The organism is Candidatus Dedyshia acidiphila (assembly GCF_051025295.1).
Lineage (GTDB): Bacteria > Acidobacteriota > Terriglobia > Terriglobales > Acidobacteriaceae > KBS-83.
In genome coordinates this window covers 20,043-33,919 of the sequence record NZ_JBMGJV010000030.1, presented here as the reverse complement: position 1 = coordinate 33,919, position 13,877 = coordinate 20,043, and the positions used below count along the sequence as shown (strand labels likewise).

Below are 13,877 nucleotides of genomic sequence, written 5' to 3'. Positions count from 1 at the left end.
AGGCAGCTACTCCGCGACGACTGGCACTGACACATCGGTCGTGTCCCAGCGGACGTGCAACGAGCTCTGCTTGCCTTTGAAGGGCTCAAGTGTGATCGACATGACCTCCTGCGGACTCGAGAGAGCCTTCTTGGTCATGTCGACGCGCGCGAGGTCGCGATCTTCGTGGTATTCCGTGCCCCACTGGCCGGTCTGCTTGTTGATGATCAGCTTCCACGTGCCGGTTGAAGGCAGCGTGTAGAGCGTGTAGGTCCCGGCAGGCACCTCTGCTGTGCCGATCTTCAGATTGGTCGCGGTCTTGAGCGTGGTGGCGGGGTTCGCGCCCGTCCGCCACACCTTGTCGTAGGGCACCAGCCCGCCAAACACGGTGCGGCCCTTCTTCGAGGGGGCGTTGTAATGGATCGAGACGGTCTTGCCATCGACGGTCTGCGATGTATCCGCAGGCGGGCTCGCCAACGGCTTCCCGGAGGCGCCACCCATCTGGGCGGACAACGATGCGAGCGGCGAGAGAAGTCCGGCCACCACGACAGCAGACAGAACAGTACATGCACTCTTCACAGATTGGCTCCTGCGGCGCACAGCGCCGGCGAGGCCAGTCTCCGACGAGCGCTATCGCTTGTCAAAGCCGCGCTTATTTCTCCGCGCCGCTACTACTGGCCTTCCTCGCGAACGTAGGGCTTCTGCAGATACTGGCGCGCCGCATTCACCGCGCCCTGCGTGTTGTCGTTGGTCTGCACGGCCTGGCGATACTCGGCGACAGCGCGATCACGCTGACCCGTGGCGTCGAAAATCTTTCCGATCTGGATATGACTCCATACTTCGGTCCACTTCGGCTCGGCGTCGCCGCGCAGCGCGTCACGATAGGCGTTCGCGGCAGCCTGGTAGTTGCGCTGCGTAAACAGCACTTCGCCGATGCGGTAGTTTGCAAGCGAACTCTGCGGGTTCACCTTGAGCGCATTCTGGAACTGCTCAATCGCGCCCGAGGTGTCCCCCTGCGCGACGAGCTGCTGCCCGCGCAGGATAGCGACGCGCACCTGCAGATCCGGCGTGTTCTTGAGCACCTGGTTATCCGGATCGATCATGATCTTGCGCGGGAGACCAAAGGTATCGATCACGTATTGCGAGTTTGTGCCGGAGACCTCAACCTGCTTCTCTTCTGTCTTGCCCTCTGTTTGCACCTGCAGCCGGACCGGCATGCGGAAGAGATCGAGGTCCTGCTGAATCTCACCGATGGTGCGGAAGCCGCTGCCATCGCCGAGCCGGTAGACGGTGTACTTGTCAGTGAACTGCGGTGCACCGGTGCCGTCCAGCCACTGCGTGAAGAACGGAAGCAGTTGCTGCTGGCTTGCGCCCTCGGCGATCTTCTCAAACTCCCGTGTACTGACGGCTGCGTCGCGATGGGTGGTGAGCACTGCTGTCAGCGTCTTCTTGAACGCGTCATCCCCGATCACACCGCGGAGCATGTGAAAGACCATGGCGCCCTTCTCGAGCGTCATCGATTGAAACGGGGGTGAGAACGTATCCAGGCGTCCGGCCGATGTCAGCGGGATGGTGTCGTAGGCCAGCGCACCGGCCGAGACATCGACTACGGCCTGATCGAGCGACTGCTTGCCTGCCACGTCCTCGACATACATCAGCTCGGCGTAGCGCGACATACCATTCGTGATCCACGCGTCATTGAGCGTGGTCGGCGAGACCATCGAACTCCACCACTGCCGCGCAATCGTGTTTGCCAGCAGGCGGTAATTCGTGCGGTCCGCGATGCGCGCACCAGAGATGAGCGCCATCTCTGGCGCCCAGTACGAGGGGACTGTGTCGTCGGGAATCTCGATCACGTTGAGCCGCGCCGACTCTGCCGGTCCGAAGGTGCCGGAGAAGAAATCGAACTCACGGTTCGCTGTCTGGGCATACTGCTGCGCGGACGCATCGTGCGCCGGCGTGGTGTAGACCTTCACGTTCGCCGCGCCCATCACGGCAGTCGGCTCCTTGTACTTGCCGAGAACGATCGTTCCCGGAAATCCCGGACGATCCCAGTTGAACTGCCAGACCATGCCCTCTCGGCCGGCCTTGCGATCCATCGCGGGAGCGCCGGTGGAACCCGAACCGAGCACCTTGTAGCCGCTAGGCGCATGGACGGTGATGTCGGCCGTGAAGCGATCCGTGAGGTAGCCGGTCATCGGGAACCAGCGTGCTGCGTAGAGCAAGTAGCTGACCGGATCATCGAGCGATGCGAGCTTCAGGCCCTCCACGGGCGAGCCTTCGCCGTTCTCGAGCGTGCCGTCGTACTGAAAGGTCCACTCCGCCTTGTCGCCTTTCGCCAGCGGCGTCTCCGGCGTGATGCGCAGTGTGGACGCCTGGCCGCGCTCTGCCGTGAGGGCGTGGTTCCTGGCGTCCGAGACCTTGGTGACATTCAACGCCGAGTGCAGCTCGAAACTAGCCACAGGAACCGCGTCAAGCGCCGTGAAGCTGACTCGTGCAGTCGCATGCATCTGGTGCGTGGCGGGCTGCACCGTGAGGTCGATGACATAGCCGGTGATGTCGAGCAGCGGCTTGTTGGAAATCTGCTGCGCCTGCGCGCCGGCAGCCGTGAGCAGCAAGAGTGTGAGCAGGAGTCGTGCACTGCCCGTAAAGAGTCGATGAATGGTCTTCATGCTTGCCTGGATCATGCTTGATAGGTGCTGGCCCGTGTGACGTCCTGCTTGGTGTCCGTTGCAACAAATGGCCCTGATAGCTCGTTTGGCTTGGATGTCGAAAGCAGCTCCATGCAGATGTCTGCCACGCGATCGACTGCCCGGCTTGTTGTCTGAGTGGCGCTTCCCTGCAGTCGCTCACGCACTTCTTTCAAATCTTCGATCATGCTCTCCCGGGGCGTCCCATCGTCGAGCAGCGGTCGAAGCGCATCCAGTACGGCCGCGGGCGTGAACGCATCCTGGATGAGCTCAGGTACAACACGACGGTCCGCGATCAGGTTCACCATGGCGACATGCGGCACGGTCACAACACGACGGGCGATAGCATAGCTCAACGCCGATAAGCGATAGACCACGACGAACGGATTGCCGATCAGCGCTGCTTCGACCGTCGCCGTCCCGCTGGCGACAACCGATGCGCGGGCGTGACTGAGCGCAGCGCGCGCATCGTCGACCAGCACAGGCCCAGGTCCGGCGTCCGGCAACAAGGCGAGCAGTTGTTTACGTTCAATCGTCGGCGCTACCGGGAGGACGTATTCGTACCCGTCGCCCAGCGCCCGCATGGTTTCGAGCATGGCTGGTAAATTGAGCTCGACCTCGCGCGGCCGGCTGCCGGGCAGGAGGGCTACCCACGGTTTTGACGCATCGAGCGCGTGTTGGCGAGCGAATGCCTCGCGCGAGATCTCCGGGCGGTCAACATCCACCAGAGGATGGCCGACAAAGGTCACGTCCACTCCCCTCTCGCGATAGAACGTCTCTTCGAAGGGAAAGATGACGAGCATGCGGTCCACAAAGCGCTGGACACGCCGGATGCGCCGCTTCTTCCAGGCCCAGAGCTGAGGCGACACGAAGTAGACCACCGGGATGCCGTGCCGGTGCAGGTGCTGAGCCAGCCGGAGGTTCACGTCAGGGAAGTCGATCAAGACGGCGAGGGTCGGCCGTTCCGCGCGAATCGCTCGTTTCAGCCGCTGAAACTGCCGGTAGATGAATGGCGCATGCCGGACCACCTCGGTGATGCCCATGTGGGCCACCGTTTCGGAGCGCACGATGGGGCGGAAGCCCAACTCCACCATGCGTCCGCCGCCGAGGCCGAAGAAGCGGCTTTCCGGCGCGCGGCGACGGAGAGCCTCCATCAGCCCGACAGCGTAGTGCTCACCCGAGGCCTCGCCCGCTGACAGGAAGAACAGCGGACTGGCGGAACTGTCTCGTGCGGGCATCCTGCTCGCTAGGGTAGCAGTGGTTGCCCTTACGCCGGAAAGGCCGTTTCAAAGCCAACTGGGCGGAGCTCCGTAGCTGACAACCGATCCCGGCTCCTATTCAACAGCTTCTGTCCGCATGTGGGCTCCACTCTGCTCACATCCGCTCCCGGCGAAGGGAAGCGGTGGCCACCCGTCTCTACTATGTGACCAACGGTCCCGGCATGAAGGACATGCTGGCGTTTACGCTCCTGACACCATGCACCAGAGCAGTGGCAGATCGGTAGCGGGTGATTCAGGATCAGTCAGTCTGGCCGAGGCTCCTGCTCTCGAGGCCATTACTCGTAGCGCAACGCCTCGATGGGATCGAGATTCGCCGCCCTTACGGCGGGCACCATCCCGCTGACCAGCCCGACGACGATAAGGATGCCGGTCGAGACAGCAACAATGAGGGGTGAGATCAGGAGGCGGATGTCAGCATCGCTCGCATTCTCCGCGACTGCGCTGTAAAAGGTGATGCGACCGACACCCAGGGCCACCGCGTAGGCGAGCAACATGCCGAGCAGTCCGCCCGTGGCCGAGATGACCAGCGCCTCGGAAAGAAACTGCACCAGGATGTGACCACGCTGCGCGCCTAACGCCTTCTCGACACCAATCTCGCGTGTCCTCTGCTGCACGCTGACCAACATGATGTTCATCAGGCCGATGCCGGCAATGCCGAGCGTAAGCGAACCGATGAATGCCATCAGCACCTCGAGCGCCGCCTCGATAATTCGAAATTGGGACAGTTGCTCCATCAGGTTGGCGACGTAGATAGCGTTGCGATCACTTGGGCGGAAGCCATGCGCCGCGCCCAGGGTGTTCCGGAGGGCCTGCTCCACCGCCATGTGATCGCCGTGGTATGTAAGCCAGATGCCGTCCAGATACTTCATGTCCTTCAAGTCGCCCATGGTCTTGAACGGGACATGAACGATGCGATTTACGTTGTTTTCACCCTCGGTCATCTTCGGCTTCAGCACACCGATGACGGTGAAGCTGATGCCGCCGACCCGGATGTGCTGACCGATGGGCCAGATGCCGGAAAAGAGCTTGGTCGCAGCCTCCGAGCCCAGCACCGCCACGTGTCCGCGCTCCTGATTGTCCTGCTCGGTGTAGAAGCGCCCCTTGACGACAGCGTAGTTGAGCGCGTCGGCGATGCCAGGCTGACTGCCCTCCACATGCCAGTTGTAGGTATGCAGATCGTTCTGGATGGGGACATTGTCCTTCTCGATTGTGCTGTTGACCGACTCGAGCCCCGGCACCGACGCGGAAATGCGATCGATGTCGTCCTGCGTGAACCGCACCGGCACGCCTGCCTTCTTGCCGCCCGCCTGTTCGCTGGTCGTGCCGGGAAAGACCCCGATGGTGTTGATACCCCACTGCGAGAAGATGGCCTCAATGGCGCGGCTGAAGCCCGCTCCGTACGCAAGCAGGAGCACCACGGTGGCGATGCCCCAGGCCATGCCCGCGATCGTGATCATGGTGCGTCGACCGTTGTGCCGCATGGCATCGATCGACTGCCGAAAGATATCCGTGATCATGGCGCTACTCCCGTCTCAGTGCTTCCACGGGCTCAAGCCGTGCCGCCCGGCTGGCCGGCACGAGTCCGGCGATGATGCCACAGGCCGTGAGCGCGCTGACTGCCAACGCCGCAGACCAGGGCACCAGCCGCGGTGGATCGAAGCCTTGCATATTGCTGCCGACCGTCGCCTGCATCAGGAACATGAGCGCAGCGGCGCCAGCAATCCCGATAAGGCCGCTGATTCCCGTCAGCAGCAGCCCTTCCAGCAGGAACTGCACCTCGACGCTGCGGTTGGTCGCGCCAAGCGCCTTTCTCAGACCGATCTCGCGCGTGCGTTCCGAGACGGAGACCAGCATGATGTTGACGATCCCGATCGCACCGAGCGCAAGCGTCACTACCCCGACGCTGCCAAGGAAGATGTCCATCGCGTCGAAGATCTTGTCCACCATGCGCTGACTGTGGATGGAGTCCCACTCGTCAAACGCATCCTTGTCGTGCCAGTCGAAGTTGTGCCGGGCTGCAATGACTTTGTGCACGTCCGCCACGGCCTGCTCATTTGCGCCATGGGTGCGCGGCTGGTACTGGATGCTGCTAAGCGCGTCTTGCGGCAGGTTCTCACCCTTGATCGGAAACATCTCCATCATCGTGCTGAGCGGGATGTAGCACTGCTGATTGACGCCAGTGTCGTTGCCTCGCCCATGCTTCGCAGTCACGCCGATGACCTGAAAGCGCGATCCGTTCAGCAGTATCCACTCGCCGACGGCAGGCCGCCCGGAAAACAGGAGCTGCGACGTCTTCTGCCCGAGCATTGCCACGTGCCGACGATCGCGCAGATCGGAGGCATCGATCATTCGACCCTCCGCGAGTGGCAGCGTGCGGATCTTCGAGTATTCGGGGTCAATGCCCTGAACCGTACCGCCCGTGGTGGCGTATTGCGACACCTGCTGGATGGTCTCGCTCTCGACGATCGCTGTTGCATTGCGAACGGACGGCAGCAAACGCATAGCCTGCGCATCGGAGAGGGTGACGTGGTACGGGCGCATGCCAGTGTGCTGGCTGGGAACGGCGGGGATGGTGCCGCCGGAGAGGAAAATGACATCTTCGCCGAGGGTCGCCATCCCACGTCGTTGTCCGGAGCGAAAGCCTTCGCCGAGTCCGATCAGCAGCAGCAACGAGCCGACGCCCCAGGCGATGCCGAACATCGTCAGAAACGAGCGAACCTTATGCGCCAGAATCGCGTCCAGCACTTGTCCGAAGATGTCTCTGAGCCCACGCATGGTGTCAGGAAGGGATACGCACGCGCCCGGGTAGCGGTTCCGTACTCGGTGTGGAAATGAAATACCAGGAGAGCGGGCCGGAACTGGCTGGCCCACATCCCCTTGTCATTTCGCTGAGGACTACTTCTTATCCAGTGATGTCAGTACTTCCTGCGCATTGGGCGAACTCACGCGCAGGTAATCACTGACCCGCTTCCGCTCTTCCGGCGTCAGCATCGGAGCCGTCGCCAGCAGGCGTCGCATGGTGGTCGCAACATCGTCAACATAATTCATCATGCGAATCGCTTCGCCAGACAGGGGCATCGGTTCTGTTCTCCTGATCACATTGTCCAGTGCCGGACGGTGGTTCGTAAAGTAGCGTTCAGTTGTACCGGCAGCGCAAGCAACCGAAGGTTCCCGCGGAAGCCTCACAGCCGTTGACCCTCCGGATCCTGGTTCTCACACTCAGGTGGCATGGTTGCGCACCCGGAGAAGAGCTCCGTTCAGAAGGCAGAGTGGATACTCCCATGAACCTCGACTGCATCCCTTCCCTGCTCCGAACCGAGGTCCGCGTCCCGGTGGCCACCTACCGGGCCCAGATGCACAAGGACTTCACGTTCGACCAGGCGACCGCCATTCTGCCGTACCTGCAGCGCCTGGGAATGGGCGATTTTTATGCCTCCCCCATCTTCGAAGCGCGGCCCGGGAGCACACACGGTTACGATGTGGCGCGCCATGATCGCCTCAACCCGGAACTGGGCGGCCGCCCCCGCTTCGACATCCTGGCCAACGCGCTGCGGGACCACGGCATGGGGCTGCTGCTCGATATCGTGCCCAACCACATGGGCATCGGCGGCGACGCAGTCTGGTGGCAGGACGTGCTCCAGAATGGTCACGCCTCCCGCTATTCGAGCTACTTCGACATCGACTGGACACCCCTCAAGCACGAGATGCGCCACAAGCTGCTCTTGCCGATCCTGGGCAATCAGTACGGCGAGGATCTCGAAGCAAAGCATATCCAGGTCACCTTCGATCAGGGCCGATTCTTCGTCACGTACTTCGAACACCGCATGCCCGTGGCACCGCGCTCCGTCCCGATGATCTTCTTCCGGCGCCCCATCGGAACGCTGCCAAGCGAGCAGGAGGTGGAAGGGATGCCGCACGAATTGGCAGACCTGCTCCGCGAGCTGACGCACGTGCCCCCGCACGAGACCACCGACCCGACATTGCAGGAGCAGCGCCAGGAGCAACTTGGACGACTGATGCCGCGTCTGCGGGAGACACTGCAGGACGAACGCGTGCGGCCAAGTATTGATGCGGCGCTCGCGCGTCTGAACGGTGTCTCCGGCGATCCGCACAGCTTCGACGCCCTCGATGAGTTCTTGAACGTGCAGCCCTATCGGTTGGCCTACTGGCGCACCTCTGCGGAGGAGATCAATTACCGCCGCTTCTTCGACGTCAACGATCTGGTTGGCCTGCGCATGGAGACGCCTGAGGTCTTTGCGGACACGCACTGCCTGATCCGCGATCTGCTTGCGCGCCAGCAGGTCACCGGGCTGCGCATCGATCACTGCGATGGCATGTTCAATCCGCGCCAGTACCTGATCCGGCTGCAACTGCTTTACCTGGCAAGCCAATGCGCAGGCCCGCAAGCGAGTGGGGACACGGCGGCCACCGGGATTGAGCGGGTGGTGCTCGACAAGGTGCGCGGTTACGACTGGACTGCCTCGCACGGTCCCTTGTATGTCGTCGTCGAAAAGATCCTCGAACCGCGTGAGTACATGCCGCGCGAGTGGCCGGTGCATGGCACGTCCGGCTACGACTTCGTCTACTTCGCGAATAACATCTTCATCCAGCGCGAGAACGCAAAGGCCTTCGATCGGCTGTATGAGCGCGTGCTGGGCCGGCCCATGAATCCGGACGAGGTGATCTACCGCTCGAAGCTGCAAGTGATGCAGAATTCACTCGCCAGCGAGGTGCACGTGCTCACCAACATGCTGAGCAAGATCGCCGCTGCGGACCGCCACGCGCGCGATTTCACTGACAACATTCTCGAAGCCGTGCTTCGCGAGACGATCGCCTGCTTCCCCGTCTACCGCACGTACATCGATGAGCGCGGCACCTACCCGGAACGGGATATCGCCTTCATCATGTCCGCGATACGGCAGGCCAAACGGCGCAACCCTGACGTGGACGCATCCGCCTTCGACTTTCTTCGCGACATGCTGCTGCTGCGGCGCAATCAACGCAGCGATGGCTCACGCAATCTCGATCCGCAGCAACTCCACTTCGCACTCAAATTCCAGCAACTCACCGGACCGGTGATGGCTAAGGGCGTCGAGGACACCACCTTCTACGTCTACACCCGCTTTCTCTCCTCGAACGAGGTGGGCGGCGATACTAAGTCATTCGGTATCCCCCTCGACCTATGGCACGCCAGCAACCAGGAGCGGCTGGAGGTGTCACCTGACTCGATGCTCACCACTTCGACACATGACACCAAGCGCAGCGAGGACGTCCGCAACCGGCTGAATGTTCTCTCCGAAATCCCCGACCAGTGGGCTGCTGCCATTCGACGCTGGCAGCGCGTCAATGCAACCCTTAAGCAAACACTTCCGGATGGACGCGTGGCTCCGGATGCGAACGAAGAGTACCTGCTCTATCAGACGATTGTCGGGGCGTGGCCGTGGCGCGCGGATGAGCCCGGCTGCCGCGAGTCGCTGCTCGAGCGCCTGCAGCAGTACGCCACCAAGGCGCTCAGCGAGGCAAAGGTCAACCTGAGCTGGGTCAATCCTGATGCCGAGTACGTGGAGGCGGTGCACGGGTTTCTCGCACGCATCCTGCTACCGGATGCGCAAGGGCGCGAGACCGCCTTCGTGCAGACGCTGAATCGGCTCCTGCCCCAGGTGCGCTTCTTCGGCGGCGTGAACTCTATCGCGCAGGTGGTGCTGAAGGCGACCAGCCCGGGGGTGCCAGACTTTTATCAAGGTACGGAGCTGTGGGATCTGAGCCTGGTGGATCCGGATAATCGTCGCCCCGTCGATTACACATTGCGCGATCGCCTGCTGGCCCAACTGGACGAGATGGCGGCGCAGGAAGGGCCTGCAGCAGTGGCCCGCGCCGTCACAGCGGATCTGAGTGAGGGCGCGATCAAGCTCTGGACGACTGCGCAGGTGCTCCGCCTGCGTCAGACACAGCATGGGCTGTTCCGGCGCGGCACCTACGTGCCACTGGTTGCGGAGGGCTCGGCGGAGCCGCACCTGATTGCGCACGCACGACAGCTCGACCAGGCACGCATCCTCGCGGCAGTACCGCGCTTCGCCTGCTCCCTGATGCGCGGAGACGTCTCCCTGCCGCTCGGTAGGGCGTGGCGCGACTGGACTGTCACGGTCCCAGAAAACCTGCACGGGCGTTATCGCAACATCTTCACCGGCGAGACGGTCGAGGTCACAGGCGAACTGTCGTTATCGACGCTGTTCGCGAACTACCCGGTGGCGGTGCTGGCGGATGAGGGAAGGGCGACGACGGCGAGTTAAGCAGGCAGCACGCCGTCGCGATCGGTCAGCTCGGTCAATGCAGCCAGGCGTTCCGCGTGCTCTTTGCGAATCGCGCCCCTCGTCACGCGCCAACTCCAGTTGTCGTTGGCTTCCGCTGGCGTATTCATGCGCGCCTCCGACCCGAGCTCGAGCACATCTTGCAGCGGGAAGATGCAGGTGTCCGCGACGGATTCTGCAGCGGCGCGGATCAGCGGCCACACAATAGAGTCGCTCTCCCCGGCACCGGTAAAGACGCGAACCCACCGCTTCTCCTCCTCGAGCGCGCCATCGGCCCACCAGCCTGCGGTTGTGTTGTTGTCATGCGTCCCGGTGTAGACCACAGTGTTTGGCTCGAAACGATGCGGGAGGTAATTATGCGCGCCGCGATTGCCGAAACCGAACTGCAAAATGCGCATGCCCGGGTAGCCGAACTGCTGGCGAAGGGCGTCGACCTCTGGCGTGATCAAGCCCAGGTCCTCAGCGATGAACGGGATGGGGCCCAGCGCCTGGTCGAGCCGCGCGAATAGCTCCGCGCCCGGGGCCTTCACCCACTCGCCGCGCACCGCCGTCTCTTCTTCCGCAGGGATGGACCAGTACGCCTCGAAGCCGCGGAAATGGTCGAGCCGGATGATGTCGTACATGGCGTGAGCACGGCGGATGCGCTCCACCCACCAGTCAAACTGCCGCTCGGTTAACAGGTCCCACCGATACAACGGATTGCCCCAGCGCTGACCCGTCGCGCTGAAGTAGTCCGGCGGAACACCCGCGACCCGAATCGGCGAAAGATCGTCGCGCAGCTCGAAGATTTCTGGATTGGTCCAAACGTCCGCACTGTCGAATGACACGAAGATCGCAACATCGCCGACGACGCGGATATCGCGTGCCAGGCAGTAGCGGCGCAGCGCCTGCCACTGCTGCTCAAAGAAGAACTGCAGCACGCGCTCGATCGCGAGTGCGTCCGCGAGCCGCTCCCGCAGCCCTGCCAGCGCAGAGGGCTCACGGCGCGCAATCTCTTCGGGCCAGGTGGTCCAGGCGGCCGAGGCGTACTCCCGGCGCAGCACATTGAAAAGAACGTAGTCCTCAAGCCAGGACGCGTTCGCCGCGCAAAACGCCTCGTACTCGGCCTGAGCAGCCGTGGTTCGCCTGGCCAGGAAGCGGGTTGCGGCCCGTTCGAGCAGCGGCATTTTGGCCACACGCACCTCTTCGAAGGCGACGCGTTCAGGATGAGTGCCTGTCTCGGCGACGTATTGCTCGAGCTCCTCGGGCAATACCCAGCCATCCGCAACAAGCAGTTCGAAGGAGATAAAGAACGGATTGCCAGCGAACGCCGAAATGGACGAGTAGGGCGAGCTGCCGTACCCCACCGGGTTCAGCGGTAGCACCTGCCATAGTCGCTGTTTGCCTGCTTGGAGGAAATCAGCGAAGGCATACGCAGCGGGACCGAAGTCACCGATGCCGCCTGCCGAGTCGAGAGAGGAAATGTGAAGCAGCACTCCGGAGGAACGATCAAGCGGCATCGGCAGAAGAGTCCAATCTTGAGTAGAGAAACAAAGGCCCGCATCGAAGGTGATTCCTGCGAGTGCGGGCCGAGTTGCCGGAGATGTGAAAGAAGAGCCGTTTAGCCGAGAACGCTCTGTTGCTGCTGTGCCTTCTTGTTCATGCGCACGCGGCCGGACTTTTCGTACTGGTTGGTGAGCGAGCTGACGTAAACCGCAAACATCTCCTCGCGGCGCTGCTCGACCATCTGCTGACGCGCCTTTGGCAGGCTTTTCGCAATGTCTTCGGGGGTGGGCTGCTGCTTCCCGGTGATCTTCGCGACGATGCCGTTGCGGCCTGTATTGATTGAGTTCGAGATCTGCCCATCGCTCAGATCGAAGAGCTGCGGAGCGATCTGGCCGATCTGACCCAGATCCGGCACCTGGCCATCACGTCCGACCAGATCCGTACTCTTTACGGTCGCACCAACTGATTTCGCCGCTTCCTTCAGATCGCCAGTCTTCTTCGCCTCGGCCGCAAGAGCGCTGGTCTTCGCAGCCAGCAGACCCGGGAGCTGCTGTTCACGGAAGTCCTGGAGCAGGTGAGCCTTGTACTCGTCGAAGGTGGGTGCGTGCGCGGGGTGGACATCCGCGACCTGGTACACCGCATAGCCCTCACCCGTAGTGGCGACAGCCGGCGCGCCGCCCTTCTTGGCGGCGAATGCATCGCTGACCAGCTTCGTGCTATCCGCCACGCCGGGCACGATCGCGCCCTGCGCTATGTAGTCCGTGCTCGTCACCTGTAGATGATGCGCCCCGGCGGTCTTCTCCAGCCCGTCCTTTTTGGCTTCGTTTGCAAGGGATGTCGCAAATGCCTGCGCAGCCTGTGCCTGGCGATCGCGCACCAGCGTGGCTAGGATGTTCCCCTTCACTTCGTCGAAGGGCTTGGTGTGGGCAGTCTGTTTCTCTTCCGTCTGGATGATGTGATAGCCGAACTGCGTCTTCACCGGCTCGGAGATCTGCCCGGGAGACTGCGCAAAGGAGACCTTGTCGAACTCGGGCACGGTGACGCCGTGCTGCAGCATGCCAAGCTCGCCACCCTGCTCCTTCGAGCCCGGGTCATCCGAGTACTTCTTGGCCAGCGAGGCGAAGTCGCCGCCTGCGCGCAATTGCTTCAGCACGTCCTCGGCCTTTTCCTTGGCGGCTGCATCCGCCTTCGCGTCTGCACCACGCGGGACGGAGATGAGGATGTGGCGAACCTTGGCCTGCTCGGGCACCTGATAGTCCTTCAGGTGCTGCTGGTAGTACTGCTGGGCCTGCTGATCGGAGACCTGCGGCATGCCGCCGGGCACCTGCTCAGGGGTGAACGAGAGATAGCTGATTTTGCGCGTCTCGGGGTCTGCGTCCTTGTAGCGCGCTGCATTCTGCTCGAAGAACTTGTGGAGGTCGGCATCCGAAGGATTGATCTGCTTGCGCAGGTCTTCACCGTTCAGAACGGCGTAGTCGAACCTGACCTTCGTGTTCTGCCGTTGATAGCTGGCCTCGACCTCCTTGTCAGAGACGAGCATGCCTCCGGTGATAAGCGCCTCAAGCCGATTGATCTCGAGCTCGTTGCCGATCTGACGCTCGAAATCTGCGGTCGAGAGGTGCAGGCGATCCGTGAAATCAGCGTAACGATCCTTGCCGACGAACTGGCCATTGGGGAACAGGTACTGCGCCCAGGGACCCTCGCGCAGTTCGCGACGAATGTCATCGGGAGACGCCTTCAGACCCATCGCATCGGCTTGTTGCAGCAGGATCTCGCGCTGGATCAGCGCCTGCCCGGCCTGCGGCATCAGGAACGGGATGGCCTGCTCCGGGTAGTGACGCTGCTCGGCAATCCGGCCGGCCACGACGGTGACTTCGCGATTCGAGATGTCGCGTGAGCTGCCGAAGATGCGTCCGAGGTAGCCCGCAGGCTTCACGGTCGCATAGGTGTCGGAACTCGAAGCCTGGTCGGCGAAGATGCCCGGCACCAGTGTGATCACCATCGTGACGCAAGCGAGACCGATGATGACGATGAAAATGCCCTTGATCAGGCGCGAGTCTTTTTGCAGGAAACGAATCATGAAGCGATGAGGACCTTTAGGGAGGGACACGCAGGGTGGCCACGCCAGGCGTGAC

At 62.4% G+C, this 13,877-nt stretch carries 9 protein-coding genes; 1 reads left to right on the top strand and 8 read right to left on the bottom strand.

The window, feature by feature from the left end; all coding sequences use genetic code 11:
- Nucleotides 1-6 precede the first annotated feature (6 nt).
- From AC5IJH_RS12885 to AC5IJH_RS12860, 6 genes are all read right to left on the bottom strand, one after another.
- Nucleotides 7-558: a DUF2911 domain-containing protein gene (locus AC5IJH_RS12885; RefSeq protein ID WP_491903234.1), complete on the bottom strand. Its 552-nt coding sequence runs from the start codon at nucleotides 556-558 to the stop codon at nucleotides 7-9.
- A gap of 92 nt (nucleotides 559-650) precedes the next feature.
- Nucleotides 651-2,651 (bottom strand): tetratricopeptide repeat protein, encoded by a 2,001-nt coding sequence (locus tag AC5IJH_RS12880; protein WP_491903233.1) that lies wholly within the window; start codon nucleotides 2,649-2,651, stop codon nucleotides 651-653.
- Between the two features lie 11 nt (nucleotides 2,652-2,662).
- The gene (gene lpxB / locus AC5IJH_RS12875; RefSeq protein ID WP_491903232.1) at nucleotides 2,663-3,907 is read right to left on the bottom strand and encodes a lipid-A-disaccharide synthase; all 1,245 of its coding nucleotides are present in this window, start codon (nucleotides 3,905-3,907) and stop codon (nucleotides 2,663-2,665) included.
- A gap of 317 nt (nucleotides 3,908-4,224) precedes the next feature.
- Nucleotides 4,225-5,466, bottom strand: coding sequence for an ABC transporter permease (locus tag AC5IJH_RS12870; RefSeq protein WP_491903231.1), 1,242 nt, complete (start codon nucleotides 5,464-5,466; stop codon nucleotides 4,225-4,227).
- Between the two features lie 4 nt (nucleotides 5,467-5,470).
- Complete coding sequence (locus tag AC5IJH_RS12865) at nucleotides 5,471-6,724, bottom strand: ABC transporter permease (RefSeq protein WP_491903230.1); 1,254 nt, start codon at nucleotides 6,722-6,724, stop codon at nucleotides 5,471-5,473.
- A 120-nt stretch (nucleotides 6,725-6,844) separates the two neighbouring features.
- Nucleotides 6,845-7,027 carry a hypothetical protein gene (locus tag AC5IJH_RS12860; RefSeq protein WP_491903229.1) on the bottom strand — a complete coding sequence of 61 codons (183 nt, stop codon included), beginning with the start codon at nucleotides 7,025-7,027 and terminating at the stop codon, nucleotides 6,845-6,847.
- 203 nt (nucleotides 7,028-7,230) lie between these two features.
- Between AC5IJH_RS12860 and treY the strand changes: the two genes are divergently transcribed.
- Nucleotides 7,231-10,239 (top strand): malto-oligosyltrehalose synthase, encoded by a 3,009-nt coding sequence (gene treY / locus AC5IJH_RS12855; RefSeq protein ID WP_491903228.1) that lies wholly within the window; start codon nucleotides 7,231-7,233, stop codon nucleotides 10,237-10,239.
- Here treY and malQ read toward each other — a convergent pair.
- Together malQ and AC5IJH_RS12845 are read right to left on the bottom strand one after the other, a co-directional pair.
- A complete protein-coding gene (malQ, locus tag AC5IJH_RS12850; RefSeq protein WP_491903227.1) occupies nucleotides 10,236-11,756 on the bottom strand; it encodes a 4-alpha-glucanotransferase in 1,521 nt (506 codons plus the stop codon). The genes treY and malQ overlap by 4 nt on opposite strands.
- A 101-nt stretch (nucleotides 11,757-11,857) precedes the next feature.
- A complete protein-coding gene (locus AC5IJH_RS12845) occupies nucleotides 11,858-13,822 on the bottom strand; it encodes a peptidyl-prolyl cis-trans isomerase (RefSeq protein WP_491903226.1) in 1,965 nt (654 codons plus the stop codon).
- Nucleotides 13,823-13,877 lie beyond the last annotated feature (55 nt).

Excerpts from the sequence above, each read along its gene's own strand:
- AC5IJH_RS12880 (WP_491903233.1), bottom strand. The coding sequence starts at position 2,651 with ATGAAGACCATTCATCGACTCTTTACGGGCAGTGCACGACTCCTGCTC.
- lpxB (WP_491903232.1), bottom strand. The coding sequence starts at position 3,907 with ATGCCCGCACGAGACAGTTCCGCCAGTCCGCTGTTCTTCCTGTCAGCG.
- AC5IJH_RS12870 (WP_491903231.1), bottom strand. The coding sequence starts at position 5,466 with ATGATCACGGATATCTTTCGGCAGTCGATCGATGCCATGCGGCACAAC.
- AC5IJH_RS12865 (WP_491903230.1), bottom strand. The coding sequence starts at position 6,724 with ATGCGTGGGCTCAGAGACATCTTCGGACAAGTGCTGGACGCGATTCTG.
- AC5IJH_RS12860 (WP_491903229.1), bottom strand. The coding sequence starts at position 7,027 with ATGCCCCTGTCTGGCGAAGCGATTCGCATGATGAATTATGTTGACGAT.
- treY (WP_491903228.1), top strand. The coding sequence starts at position 7,231 with ATGAACCTCGACTGCATCCCTTCCCTGCTCCGAACCGAGGTCCGCGTC.
- malQ (WP_491903227.1), bottom strand. The coding sequence starts at position 11,756 with ATGCCGCTTGATCGTTCCTCCGGAGTGCTGCTTCACATTTCCTCTCTC.
- AC5IJH_RS12845 (WP_491903226.1), bottom strand. The coding sequence starts at position 13,822 with ATGATTCGTTTCCTGCAAAAAGACTCGCGCCTGATCAAGGGCATTTTC.